Annotated in this window: 18 protein-coding genes; 16 read left to right on the top strand and 2 right to left on the bottom strand. The window is 44.3% G+C overall.

The window, feature by feature from the left end:
• The first annotated feature begins 34 nt into the window (after positions 1 to 34).
• From BLV33_RS15870 to BLV33_RS15805, 14 genes are all read left to right on the top strand, one after another.
• Complete coding sequence (locus BLV33_RS15870; RefSeq protein WP_090793661.1) at positions 35 to 343, top strand: KOW domain-containing RNA-binding protein; 309 nt, start codon at positions 35 to 37, stop codon at positions 341 to 343.
• 2 nt (positions 344 to 345) lie between these two features.
• Entirely contained in the window at positions 346 to 564 is a 219-nt protein-coding gene (gene infA, locus BLV33_RS15865) for a translation initiation factor IF-1 (RefSeq protein WP_090793657.1), read from the top strand.
• 162 nt (positions 565 to 726) lie between these two features.
• On the top strand, positions 727 to 840 hold the full coding sequence (rpmJ, locus tag BLV33_RS15860) for a 50S ribosomal protein L36 (protein WP_037291536.1): 114 nt from the start codon (positions 727 to 729) through the stop codon (positions 838 to 840).
• Between the two features lie 19 nt (positions 841 to 859).
• On the top strand, positions 860 to 1,228 hold the full coding sequence (rpsM, locus tag BLV33_RS15855; RefSeq protein ID WP_090793653.1) for a 30S ribosomal protein S13: 369 nt from the start codon (positions 860 to 862) through the stop codon (positions 1,226 to 1,228).
• A gap of 19 nt (positions 1,229 to 1,247) precedes the next feature.
• The gene (gene rpsK, locus BLV33_RS15850) at positions 1,248 to 1,643 is read left to right on the top strand and encodes a 30S ribosomal protein S11 (protein ID WP_013921137.1); all 396 of its coding nucleotides are present in this window, start codon (positions 1,248 to 1,250) and stop codon (positions 1,641 to 1,643) included.
• Positions 1,644 to 1,770: 127 nt separating this feature from the next.
• A complete protein-coding gene (locus BLV33_RS15845) occupies positions 1,771 to 2,715 on the top strand; it encodes a DNA-directed RNA polymerase subunit alpha (RefSeq protein ID WP_090793649.1) in 945 nt (314 codons plus the stop codon).
• A 25-nt stretch (positions 2,716 to 2,740) separates the two neighbouring features.
• Positions 2,741 to 3,106 carry a 50S ribosomal protein L17 gene (rplQ, locus tag BLV33_RS15840; protein WP_090793645.1) on the top strand — a complete coding sequence of 122 codons (366 nt, stop codon included), beginning with the start codon at positions 2,741 to 2,743 and terminating at the stop codon, positions 3,104 to 3,106.
• A 132-nt stretch (positions 3,107 to 3,238) separates the two neighbouring features.
• Entirely contained in the window at positions 3,239 to 4,000 is a 762-nt protein-coding gene (gene truA / locus BLV33_RS15835; protein ID WP_090793640.1) for a tRNA pseudouridine(38-40) synthase TruA, read from the top strand.
• A gap of 162 nt (positions 4,001 to 4,162) precedes the next feature.
• Entirely contained in the window at positions 4,163 to 4,600 is a 438-nt protein-coding gene (gene rplM, locus BLV33_RS15830) for a 50S ribosomal protein L13 (RefSeq protein ID WP_090793637.1), read from the top strand.
• A 20-nt stretch (positions 4,601 to 4,620) separates the two neighbouring features.
• Positions 4,621 to 5,013: a 30S ribosomal protein S9 gene (gene rpsI / locus BLV33_RS15825; RefSeq protein ID WP_090793633.1), complete on the top strand. Its 393-nt coding sequence runs from the start codon at positions 4,621 to 4,623 to the stop codon at positions 5,011 to 5,013.
• A gap of 266 nt (positions 5,014 to 5,279) precedes the next feature.
• Positions 5,280 to 5,981 carry a phosphoadenylyl-sulfate reductase gene (locus BLV33_RS15820; RefSeq protein WP_090793629.1) on the top strand — a complete coding sequence of 234 codons (702 nt, stop codon included), beginning with the start codon at positions 5,280 to 5,282 and terminating at the stop codon, positions 5,979 to 5,981.
• 2 nt (positions 5,982 to 5,983) lie between these two features.
• Complete coding sequence (gene sat, locus BLV33_RS15815) at positions 5,984 to 7,159, top strand: sulfate adenylyltransferase (RefSeq protein ID WP_090793626.1); 1,176 nt, start codon at positions 5,984 to 5,986, stop codon at positions 7,157 to 7,159.
• Positions 7,160 to 7,235: 76 nt separating this feature from the next.
• Positions 7,236 to 7,994: an N-acetylmuramoyl-L-alanine amidase CwlD gene (gene cwlD, locus BLV33_RS15810; RefSeq protein ID WP_090793621.1), complete on the top strand. Its 759-nt coding sequence runs from the start codon at positions 7,236 to 7,238 to the stop codon at positions 7,992 to 7,994.
• A gap of 52 nt (positions 7,995 to 8,046) precedes the next feature.
• Entirely contained in the window at positions 8,047 to 9,159 is a 1,113-nt protein-coding gene (locus tag BLV33_RS15805; protein WP_090793618.1) for an Mrp/NBP35 family ATP-binding protein, read from the top strand.
• A gap of 59 nt (positions 9,160 to 9,218) precedes the next feature.
• Here the strand turns inward: BLV33_RS15805 and gerD are convergent, their stop codons facing one another.
• Positions 9,219 to 9,950 (bottom strand): spore germination lipoprotein GerD, encoded by a 732-nt coding sequence (gene gerD / locus BLV33_RS15800; protein WP_090793614.1) that lies wholly within the window; start codon positions 9,948 to 9,950, stop codon positions 9,219 to 9,221.
• Between the two features lie 142 nt (positions 9,951 to 10,092).
• Between gerD and BLV33_RS15795 the strand changes: the two genes are divergently transcribed.
• Positions 10,093 to 10,686: a KinB-signaling pathway activation protein gene (locus BLV33_RS15795; RefSeq protein ID WP_090793609.1), complete on the top strand. Its 594-nt coding sequence runs from the start codon at positions 10,093 to 10,095 to the stop codon at positions 10,684 to 10,686.
• A gap of 31 nt (positions 10,687 to 10,717) precedes the next feature.
• On the opposite strand, the gene pdaB is transcribed toward BLV33_RS15795, so the two are convergent.
• The gene (gene pdaB, locus BLV33_RS15790) at positions 10,718 to 11,485 is read right to left on the bottom strand and encodes a polysaccharide deacetylase family sporulation protein PdaB (RefSeq protein ID WP_090793604.1); all 768 of its coding nucleotides are present in this window, start codon (positions 11,483 to 11,485) and stop codon (positions 10,718 to 10,720) included.
• A gap of 116 nt (positions 11,486 to 11,601) precedes the next feature.
• Here pdaB and BLV33_RS15785 point away from each other — a divergent pair, with 116 nt between their 5' ends.
• Complete coding sequence (locus BLV33_RS15785; protein ID WP_090793602.1) at positions 11,602 to 12,213, top strand: stage II sporulation protein M; 612 nt, start codon at positions 11,602 to 11,604, stop codon at positions 12,211 to 12,213.
• Positions 12,214 to 12,300 lie beyond the last annotated feature (87 nt).

The raw sequence follows: 12,300 nt of genomic DNA, 5'->3' as shown, positions 1-12,300 counted from the left end.
ATCCTCACGAAACTCAAAACGTAGGTGATAATGGGTGGATACAGATCAAATCCCACAGCTGGGTCAAATCGTCAAGGTGCTTCGCGGGAGTGATCCTGGCAAATATGCCGTCATTATCGGTCTTGTTGATTCTCGGTTTGTCCTCATCGCGGATGGTGATAAACGAAGATTCGACAGTCCGAAAAAGAAAAATCGGCTTCATCTTCAATTGCAGTCCTCGATCAGCAGTGAGGTTGCAGCTAGTATCAGGGAAACAGGACGTGTCACTAATGGTAAATTGCGATTCGCTGTCGCGAAGTTCGTGGATAGATTACAAGCTGAAGCCAATGAGAAAGGAGAATGACTGTGGCCAAAGAAGATGTGATTGAAGTAGAAGGTACAGTAATTGAACCTCTTCCGAATGCAATGTTTAAGGTTGAATTGGAAAATGGTCATAAAATCCTTGCCCATGTTTCCGGTAAAATCCGAATGCATTTTATCCGCATTTTACCTGGAGATAGAGTTACCGTAGAATTATCGCCTTACGATTTAACCAGAGGCCGTATAACTTACCGATTTAGATAAATGTTGGATTGAACATGTAAGTTACTCTCAAGGCGTATGCTTACGAAGCAAGTTTTCTAACGAAAACGCAACATGGTGCTTACGATGCAAGATTTCTTGAAGAAATCTCCGTAGCTGCTTACGATGCAAGTTTCTTTCAGAAACTCTAAGGAGGGAATAAAAATGAAGGTCAGACCGTCGGTCAAACCCATGTGTGAAAAATGTAAAGTCATTCGCCGTAAGGGCAATGTTATGGTAATTTGTGAAAATCCGAAGCACAAACAAAAACAAGGATAGAAGGAGGTGCAGCGAATAAATGGCTCGTATAGCTGGAGTAGACTTACCTCGTGAAAAACGCGTGGAGATTGCTTTAACTTACATTTTTGGAATTGGTAAAACAACTTCCCAAAAAATTATCAGCACTACAGGAATCAGCCCGGATACTCGCGTCCGTGATTTGACTGAGGATGAAGTCAGCAAAATCCGTGATGTCATCGACAAAACGTTAAAAGTGGAAGGCGATCTGCGTCGTGATATCTCCCTGAACATCAAACGCTTGATTGAAATCGGTTCTTACCGCGGCATTCGTCACCGTCGTGGGTTGCCTGTTCGTGGTCAACGTACCAAAACCAACGCCCGTACGCGTAAAGGTCCTCGTCGTACAGTAGCGAATAAGAAGAAATAATAAAGGGGGTTAGACTCAAGTGGCAAAACCTAAAAAAGTAGTCCGTACCAAACGTCGTGACCGCAAAAATATTGATTCCGGAGTAGCGCACATTCGCTCCACGTTTAACAATACCATTGTGACCATCACGGATCCGCACGGCAATGCGATCTCCTGGGCAAGTGCAGGAAACCTTGGTTTCAAGGGTTCCCGTAAAAGCACTCCTTTCGCAGCACAAATGGCAGCGGAATCTGCTGCTAAAGCAGCGATGGAGCATGGCATGAAGGCTGTTGAAGTCATGGTTAAAGGTCCAGGCGCCGGCCGTGAAGCGGCGATCCGTTCCCTGCAAGCAGCTGGACTTGAAGTAAACTTGATTAAAGACGTGACTCCTATCCCGCATAATGGCTGCCGCCCACCTAAACGTCGTCGCGTGTAATTCAGGATTCTCCAATAGTATAAATATCCATAAATCGTGAATAATGGTTTTGAAGGATAGGCATACTATCTAGTTTTTACCCGAAGTATCCAGAGGCAAACGACGTTTTGAATGGAGGGTACATTTCATGATCGAAATTGAAAAGCCAAAAATAGAAACTGTAGCATTAAGCGAAGACGGTGCATATGGCAAGTTTGTCGTTGAACCGCTCGAGCGTGGCTATGGAACAACATTAGGTAACTCATTACGTCGTATTTTACTGTCATCTTTACCGGGTGCTGCAGTAAACTCTGTTCACATTGATGGAGTTTTACATGAGTTTTCCACGATTCCTGGCGTACTTGAGGATGTTACGGAAATTATCCTTAATCTCAAAGGGCTATCTCTGAAAATTCACTCCGATGAAGAGAAAATCCTTGAAATCGACGCTGAAGGCGAAGGTAAGATTGTGGCTGGCGATATTCGCGCCGACAGCGATGTGGAGATCCTGAATCCGGATCTGCACATTGCGACTCTATCTTCCGATTCTCGTCTTCATATGAGAATTCATGCCAATAGAGGCAGAGGCTATGTGCAGTCAGATAAGAACAAGAGGGATGATCAGCCGATTGGCGTTATTCCTATTGATTCGATCTATACGCCTATTACTCGAGTCAACTTTGGTGTGGAAAATACACGCGTGGGTCAAGTCACCAACTATGACAAACTGACTCTCGAAGTGTGGACGGATGGCAGTATTCGGCCAGAAGAAGCTGTAAGCTTAGGCGCCAAAATTTTAACTGAGCATCTGATGCTGTTCGTTGGCCTTACTGACGAAGCGAAAGACGCTGAAATTATGGTTGAAAAAGAAGAAGATAAGAAAGAAAAAGTTCTGGAGATGACTATCGAGGAACTGGATCTTTCCGTTCGTTCTTACAATTGCCTCAAGCGTGCGGGTATCAATACGGTACAAGAGCTAATTACCAAGACAGAAGAAGATATGATGAAGGTACGGAACTTAGGCCGCAAATCTCTTGAAGAGGTTCAAGAGAAGCTCGAAGAGCTTGGTTTAGGTCTTCGTAACGAGGAATAATTAAGGCAGAAGGAGGGTAAATCCAATGAATTACAAGAAGTTAAACCGCGACTCCAGCTCACGTAAAGCGTTATTCCGCGATCTGGTCACGGATCTATTCATACATGAGCGCATTCAAACCACTGAAGCAAAAGCAAAAGAACTTCGCAGTATTGCAGAAAAGCTAATCACTTTGGCTAAACGCGGAGATCTTCATGCACGCCGTCAGGCAGCTGCTTTTGTTCGCAGAGAAGCTGTAAGCGCAGATCAAGATGCTATTCAAAAGCTCTTCACTGAATTGGCTACTCGTTATTCCGAGCGTCCAGGCGGATACACACGTATCCTGAAGCTGGGACCACGCCGCGGAGACGCAGCACCCATGGTATATTTAGAGCTTGTAGATCGAGCATAAGACGGAGGGGAAAGGGTGGACGGAATCTGCTGATTCTGATGAAGCCCTTTTTTTGCAGTCTTGGCAAGGATGCTCTAAGTGCTCAAAGGCTTGAAGCATCCTTGAACTTGATGCCTCGCGGAGGAACAAGATGTGAGAAATCTACGATTTATCATCAGCTATAATGGGACGGCCTATTCTGGCTTTCAAACTCAGCCCAGAGGAAATACCATTCAAGATGAACTTGAGCGATCGATTAAGCAGCTTACCGGAGAAAAGGTTAAAATCATTTCTTCAGGCAGGACAGATGCCGGGGTACATGCCAGAGGTCAAGTCATTAACTTCCTGACGAACTCTGCCATACCTATTGAGCGCTGGTGCTTGGCTTTGAACACGAGATTGCCTAACGATATTGTCGTTCTCACTGCAGAAGAAGTCCCTCTTGATTTTCACTCTCGTAAAGCCGCAAAGCGCAAGACGTATTGCTATGCAATTCGAATGGCGCGTTTCCCCAACGTATTTCACCGGAATTTTGAATTTCATCATTATACTCCTTTGGATGTTGAGGCTATGAGAGAAGCGTTGGAATGCTTGATTGGCGAGCATGATTTCTCTTCTTTCTGTACCGTTCGAACCGATAAAGAGATTCGCGTCAGAACGATCTATGAAGCTCGGATCGAAACGGCTGCGGATGAGATGACGGATGAGCCCAAAATTGGAAGACTTCGGGTGATCATTACGGGGAGCGGATTTCTTTACAACATGGTTCGGATCATTGTGGGGACCTTATTTCAAATCGGTGAAGGCAAAAGAGCAAGCAGCGATATGCGGCGAATTCTTGAGGCTCGTGATCGCAGCCAAGCAGGACCAACTGCCGAAGCGATAGGCTTAACCCTTTGGCAAGTAGAATATTGATAGTTAGAAGAATTCTCTTGATTCTTTATCCAAAATTGTGTATGATATTAATTGGCGTTTCTTGATCGGCTATCCCACGGCCCCGTGATCAGAGGAGCCAAACCATCATAACTACAACAATGAAATGGACTAAGGAACGAGATATATTTAGGAGGATTAAGCATGCGTACCACATATATGGCAAAGCCAAACGAAGTAGAACGCAAATGGTACATTATTGACGCTGCCGGCAAAACGCTGGGCCGTCTAGCCAGTGAAGCAGCAAGCCTGATTCGCGGAAAGCACAAGCCGGAGTTTACTCCGCACGTTGATACCGGGGATTTTGTTATCGTCATTAATGCTTCCCAAGTTCATTTGACTGGCAAGAAACTGCAAAATAAAATGTACTACAGTCATTCCATGTATCAAGGTGGATTGAAAGTGACTTCCGCAAATGATATGCGCAACAACAAACCGGATCGCATGATCGAACTTGCTGTTCACGGTATGCTTCCCAAGAATCGTCTTGGTGACAGCATGAAAACAAAGCTGAAAGTGTATGCAGGCTCTGAGCATCCACATCAAGCACAACAACCTGAAGTGTACGAACTTCGCGGGTAATTATAAGGGAGGACTGTTTTGTGGCACAAGTTCAATACTATGGAACCGGTCGTCGTAAACATTCGGTAGCGCGTGTACGCCTTATACCGGGTGAAGGACGAATTGTTATTAACAAACGTGAGCTGGACGAATATTTTGGTCTCGAGACTTTAAAGCTTATTGTGAAGCAACCGCTGAACTTAACAGAAACTGTAGGAAAGTACGATGTACTGGTTATCGCTCATGGCGGTGGAACCAGCGGACAAGCAGGAGCCATTCGTCACGGAATTTCCCGTGCCTTGCTTAAAGCAGATCCGGAATATCGCGGTTCTTTGAAAAAGGCCGGCTTCCTTACACGTGACCCACGTATGAAAGAGCGTAAAAAGTACGGATTGAAAGCTGCACGTCGTGCACCTCAATTTTCCAAGCGTTAATATCGAGCAAGCTTTACAATACGAAGAGCCTTTTACGCAAATTGCGTGAAAGGCTCTTTTCTTCCTTATAGATGAAACGATGAATGTGAACTAATCTTGAATAAACCATAAACAAAAAACCAAAATGATGAAAAGTCATTGACAACATACAGAATAGTTTTATAATAAGAATCAACCACTAATCACACTAACTAACTCGGGATTAAAAAATAATTACTTTCGAAGTACGTTTTGCTATCAAGCAAACCTTAAGGAGGAGTTTACAGATGAATTTGTTTGAGAAAGAAGCATTTGTGACTAAAGCAAGCGAGGAATTTGAGAATCAATCTCCGGAGAATTTGCTCCGTCTGGCTGTAGAGAGCTTTCCCAAATTGACACTTGCCTGCAGTTTTGGAGCTGAGGATGTCGTGCTCGTGGATATGCTGCAAAAAATTAATCCGAACGTCGATATTTTTTATCTGGATACGAATGTTCACTTTGCAGATACTTATGAGACCAGAGACCGTCTGGAGCAGCATTACGGCAAGAAGTTTGTACAAGTTTTGCCTAAGCTCACGCTTGAAGAACAGGCTCAGCAATTTGGCGATGAACTTTGGAAAAACAATCCTAATCAATGCTGCGGCATCCGCAAAGTAGATCCATTAACCGATGTCCTCAAAAACTATGACGCCTGGATTACAGGAATTCGCCGCGATCAAGCACCTACTCGCGCAAATGCCAAAAAAGTAGAATACGATGTTAAATTCGGACTTATTAAATTTAATCCGCTTGCCAGCTGGACGAGTGAGGATGTATGGAACTACATTCGCGCCAATGATGTTATCTATAATCCATTGCATGACAAAAACTACCCAAGCATAGGGTGTGAGCATTGCACGCGTCCTGTAGCGGCTGGAGAAGATCCTCGCGCCGGCCGCTGGGCGGATTCAGACAAAGTAGAATGCGGACTACATCCAACGGAGGCTTAATCATGACTCAATCAATCGCTCCTCATGGCGGGACTTTGGTAAACAGAGTCATTCCAGACGGGGAAAAAGAGGCAGCCTTACAAAAAGCGAGCGGCCTTAAGCAAATTAACGTTAACGCATGGACGATATCGGATCTGGATTTGATTGCAGTGGGGGCATTTTCACCCCTAATCGGCTTTATGAATCAGAGGGATTACAACTCCGTCGTGGAGACCATGAGGCTAGCGGATGGAACGGTATGGAGTATTCCTATTACTTTTGCTTTAGAAGCAAGCATCGCTGCGATCATCCAGCCAGGTGAATCCATTGCGCTCGTTGGAGAAGAAGATGGAATTACTTATGCGATTATGGATGTTTCCGATAAATTTACCGTGGATCAGAAGAATGAGGCCGTGAAAGTATTTAAAACAGATGATACCGATCATCCCGGTGTTCAAAAGCTGCTTTCGAGATCTTCGACCTATCTGGGTGGATCCATCCATTTGGTAAACCGTCCAAAGCCGAAGAAATTTGAAGAGTTTTACTTCGATCCCTCGGAGACTCGCCGCCTATTCGCTGAAAAAGGCTGGAGAACAGTTGTAGGCTTTCAAACACGCAATCCTGTTCACCGTGCCCACGAATACATTCAAAAGTCAGCCATGGAGATTGTGGATGCGCTGTTCCTTAATCCTTTGGTGGGTGAAACGAAATCCGATGACATTTCTGCAGACGTACGGATGAAAAGCTATCTGGTTCTTTTGGAGAACTATTACCCGAAAAATCGTGTTTTTCTGGGCGTTTTCCCCGCGGCTATGCGTTATGCGGGACCGAGGGAAGCTATCTTCCATGCCATGGTCCGAAAAAATTATGGCTGCACTCATTTTATAGTTGGACGTGATCATGCAGGTGTAGGCGACTACTATGGTACCTATGAAGCGCAAGAAATATTCAGTAATTTTACAGCAGAAGAAATCGGCATCACGCCTCTGTTCTTTGAACATAGTTTCTTTTGCACCAAATGCGGCAATATGGCATCCAGTAAAACCTGTCCGCACGATTCGTCAGCGCATATGCATCTCTCCGGCACGAAGGTTCGCGCTTTGCTAAGAAACGGTGAATGTCCGCCTCCGGAATTTACCCGACCTGAAGTCGCAGAAGTATTAATTGATGGCATGAAAGAACCTGAGTATCAAGTCTAGGCCAAGTATTGGTATATTCGTCCACCCTGTCCCATATAGATGTTACTGAGTCTATTGGGAGCAGAGGTGGATTTTTATGCGTAAAAGAAGAAAAAGGCTGGTGATCTGGCTAAGTTTCCATAGCGGACTGAAACTGGCCGCCTCAGCACTGCTGGTTGCTTTGGTCGTGTTTATCTATAGCTATGAGCTGCCTGCGACGAAGACATGGACAGAGTGGACCTTACCCTTATCTGGCAAAACGATTGCACTTGATGCTGGGCATGGCGGATATGATGGAGGGGCAGACAATCAGGAGGGTGTACTTGAAAAGGACATCAATTTGGCGATAACCCTTTATTTGCGCGATTACTTGCAGCAAGCCGGGGCCTTGGTCGTAATGACGAGAGAAGAAGATAAGGATTTGGCAGATAAAAATACCAAGGGATACAGCCGCCGCAAAACAGAGGATTTGCTCAACCGTGCTGATTATGTCAAAGAGAGCAAGTCGAATCTTTTTATCACCGTCCATGTTAATAGTATCCCATCCGCCAAGTGGAGGGGAGCTCAGACTTTTTTTTCTTCGACCAATACGGAAAGTCCGAACTTGGCAGCGCTGATTCAAGATGAGATCAAAAGAAATCTGGAAAACACTGACCGGATCGCGCTTAAAGCGGACAAACCGGTTTATCTGTTAAGAATATTGAAAATGCCAAGCGCCTTGGTGGAGGTTGGATTTCTCTCTAATCCGGATGAAGCGCGCCTGCTGACCAATGAAAAATATCAGAAGAAATTGGCGGCCGCCATTTATCAAGGGGTGCTGCGCTATTATGCCGGGGAAAAGATGGGATCAACCTAAATATGTGATATAATAATTGCGCATATAAATTTGTCCCTAAGAGGTGCGTCCAATGCTGACTAAAGAACAAGTCTTGCAATCCTTGCAATCACTTATAGATCCTCAATATGGCCAGAGCATCACTCAGCTCAATCTAGTTAAAGATGTGATGATTAAGGAAGGGAATGTGTCGTTAACTTACATCACAACCGTAGAAGAAGAACGTTATAAAGAAAATGCGCGAAAAGCGGTTACAGAAACTCTAAAGACCCTAGGCGCTGAACAAATGCATATTCGATTTCGAATGATTACCGACCATGAGCGCCAACAAATCAATGAACAATTGCAAGATCCTTCTGCCCCAAAAGCAGCACAAACTCCCAAGGCTGCTCCAGCAGCTCCAGCGGCACCAAGCGGCTCTATCCTGGGTCCCGATTCGAAGGTGAAGTTTATTGCAGTTGCCAGCGGCAAAGGAGGAGTGGGCAAGTCCACTGTGACGGTTAACCTGGCTGTCGCCTTGGCTCGGAAAGGGAAAAAAGTCGGCATTATCGATGCCGATATTTATGGCTTCAGCATCCCGGATATGATGGGGGTTGAAGATCAGCCCAAGCTTGAGGACAATACCATTATCCCCATAGAAAAATATGGCGTGAAAATCATATCGATGGGCTTTTTTGTACAAGATAATGCTCCTGTGATTTGGCGGGGTCCCATGCTCGGCAAAATGCTGCGCAATTTCTTTAGCGAAGTAAGCTGGGGCGAGCTCGATTATATGCTGCTCGATCTTCCTCCAGGGACCGGAGATATAGCGCTGGACGTCCATCAGATGCTTCCTCACAGCAAAGAGATTATTGTGACGACTCCACATGCCACAGCAGCTTTTGTTGCTGCCAGAGCAGGAGCAATGGCCGTACATACGAACCATGAAATTCTCGGTATAGTTGAGAATATGTCTTATTACGAATGCAAGTCCTGCGGCAGCAAGGATTATGTGTTTGGCAAAGGAGGCGGAGCCAAACTGGCTGATGAGCTGCACAGCGAGTTATTGGCTCAGCTTCCACTGGGCGCACCTGATAATCATATATCCGAGGCAGATTACTCGCCTTCTGTTTACAAGGAACAAACACCGACCGGACAATTGTATTTGGAAATTGCTGATAAAGTGATCCGTAAGCTAGAAAGCTGACCAAAGAGGACTGAAGCCAGGTAATCGCTTCAGTCCTCTTTTCATGGAACAGAAAGATCTTATTGGCTGCCGCCGCTTTTGCTTGAACCGCCGCCGCCGCCGGATTTTTTACCGCCACTGCTTTTGCTTGTGCTTGTCCCGCCGCCCCCACCACCAGTACTGGGTGTTTGTGCGGGCTGGGTGGTTTGCTCCTTCAGGGCTGCCTTTAATAAATCTAACATCTCAGTGCGAAAGAGGGGGCTCTGCAGGGATTCATGAATCACTGACATCATTTGCTGACGATACTGAGATTGCTTCATTGTATCCATGATGATTTTTTCATACTCTGGATTTTTCATGGTGTTGATCATCAAGTTTTGATATTCCGGATCCTTGAGCAGATCCTTGTGCATCTGCTTGGTATCCTTCTGAATCGCTTTAGCGAATTCACCGGCAAATTTCGGATCCTTCATCATTTCCTGCAAAAATTTATTATTGGGATCAGCTGTTAACACATCTTTCACGGCCGATTGAAGCTGAGCGGAGTCACCTGCAGACAAAAGCTTGATTTGCGATTGCCCTTGCGATTGAATGCCGCCGCCGGCTCCTCCTTGACCACCTCCGCCACCGGCTTGACTTGCAGCTTGAACAGCCTTTTTGCCATCATCGGATTTTAAAATATCCATAACCATCGTTTTAGTATCGTTGTAGCTGGCACCAGCACTTTGCGGGGATGAAGATTTACCCCCGCATGAAGAGACGAGCAGCGTTAATATAACAACGGAAATTACAGTATGCTTGGATAGTAACATAAGAATGGCATGCTCCCTTCCTGGAATGGTTTCTTTAGTATGTGTGAAAAGGGAGAGATTATGAGGTGTATTCATTGGCTTTTTAGTGTGAAGGTTGGTACAATTAACTACTAGGAAACAAGACTTGTGGAGGTTATGCCGCTTGACGTTAAGAAAATGGTTTCGGTTATTTTTTACGGCGTTATTGATTGGAATCATTACCTCCGTTGCCGTGGGGCTAATTTTGGAGTTTACGGATCAAGCTTTTCCGATTCCGACCATGTCCGGTGTTGGCTTTAATGTTGTTAATATGACCCTTGGCGGGGCGACCATCAGCTTACTGAGTCAAATGGGTTTTTTCTCTTTTCTAATCGTTCGTTTTATCGCTATTGGAATTATACGAAATAAAGTCATATGGGATTTAATTCAACTTACATTAACCATTGTCGCCATAATTGATTTAGTCTATTTAAGGTATAGTAACTTTAATGGAGACAGCTTACTGTTATATACGATCATGCCTTTATTGATTTTGGCGATTTCACTGGGTGTTTCCTACTGGAAAGTTAAGCTCACTAACAAAAATGCATTCATTCCAACGCTGTTTTTCATGGTGGTCGTTACCATCCTAGAAGCGGTTCCTGCCTTAAAATTGAATAATACAGCATCGAGTATTTTTATGTTAACTCCATTAATCGTTTGTAACAGCTATCAAATTCTTAGTCTTCACAAAATGACGGAAAACAAAAAGAGCTAATTGAAATTAGCCCTCAGCGTATCAATTTCATTTAGGTATGGTCTTGTATTTCCTTGTGATTCACCTGAGTTTGTTGAATTAATTCACTGACGGATACAAATTCGTAACCTTTTGCCCTCAATTGGTCGATAATCACAGGAAGAGCTTCATGGGTCTGCTTAACAGTGTCGCTCGCATGCAGTAGGATGATATCTCCGGGATGAACTTTGGTCACTACACGGTTAATTATAGAATCAACGCCCTTGTTCATCCAATCATGGGAATCAGTATCCCATTGAATGACGGAATATCCCAATTCTCCCGCAATTCTCAGCACTCTTTTGTCAAAATCGCCATTGGGCATTCGAATCAGGTTGGGTCCTTTGCCCGTCATTTCCGTCAAGACGCCATGCGCTATAGAAATTTGTTTCCGAATTTCTTCGTCGCTTAATGTACTGTAGTTGCTGTGCTTATTCCCATGGCTGCCGATTTCGTATCCATTCTTTTTAATGTGCTCTATAATTTCGGGATGGGTTTTACTCCAAGGTGCCGAGAGAAAAAAGGTCGCATTCTTAACCTTTTTATCTTCAAGTATCTTAATGATAGGATCGGGTCGTTTCTCACCCCAACTGATGTCAAAAGTTAGAGCCACTAATTTCTTGTCCGTCTGCACGCTGTAAATCGCCGCCGGTTCATTGCTCGAAAATACCGACACATTGGCTCTGTCTGAATAGACAATGGCTGCTGCGAACAAAACTGCAACCGTGATAAAGATAATTTGCTTGAGCTTTTTACCGTTTAATACGAGAAAATAATTCACGAAGCAGAATCCTCCTCCTCAGCCTTATGGAGTAAGGCTTGTTTAAATGGTTTGTTTGTATCATTGTATGCTCGTACATACTTGACTTATGCGTTCAAAGTTCGGAGGAAACCAAATTGAAATTCAAACAGCTTTTCGCCCATTTTCGTGAAATGAAACATTTTTTTATTGCGACAGCGATGGTTTTTGCCATTGGAATTTTCGTCGGGTATGAGTATTCAGCGAACTTTGCCGATTACTTGCAGGGCGGTCTTGAGAAATTGAAGCCAATCAATGATTTCGTCAATACCAAGGACAATCCGCAGCTCTGGTTATTTATCATCATTTTTCTGAATAATGCTTCTATTGCGATCATGGTTATTTTTTTGGGTATGATTTTCGGGCTGCTTCCCTTGTTCATGTTAGTCAGCAATGGAATGATTTTGGGATACGCGCTTTCCTTGAATACCACTGGATCGACAGGTCTGCTGGTTCTTAAAGGGATATTGCCGCATGGAATTTTTGAAATCTCGGCTATTTTGATCGCATGTGCTTATGGTCTCAAGCTAGGTACGCTTATGATGAAATTGTGCCTGCATGTCTTAATAAGAAGAGTTGGGGCAACGGCTCGCCCCGAATTCATTCGCATCTTTAAATTGCTCTTGCCGCTCATCACTTTTATTGTAATCCTGTTGTTAATAGCAGCGACCGTGGAGAGCACACTTAGCTATTGGTTAATGAAAGTCTAAAATTTGTGAGTGCTATTATAATATTGGTAAAAATTGAGCATAACAAATCCAAGCCATATTTCTTGCCGACAGCTGAAAGGGGTTGAG

It is taken from the genome of Paenibacillus sp. GP183 (assembly GCF_900104695.1).
Taxonomy (GTDB): Bacteria; Bacillota; Bacilli; order Paenibacillales; family NBRC-103111; genus Paenibacillus_AI.
The sequence above is the reverse complement of the archived record's forward strand: the minus strand, read 5'-3'. Positions and strand labels throughout refer to the sequence as shown.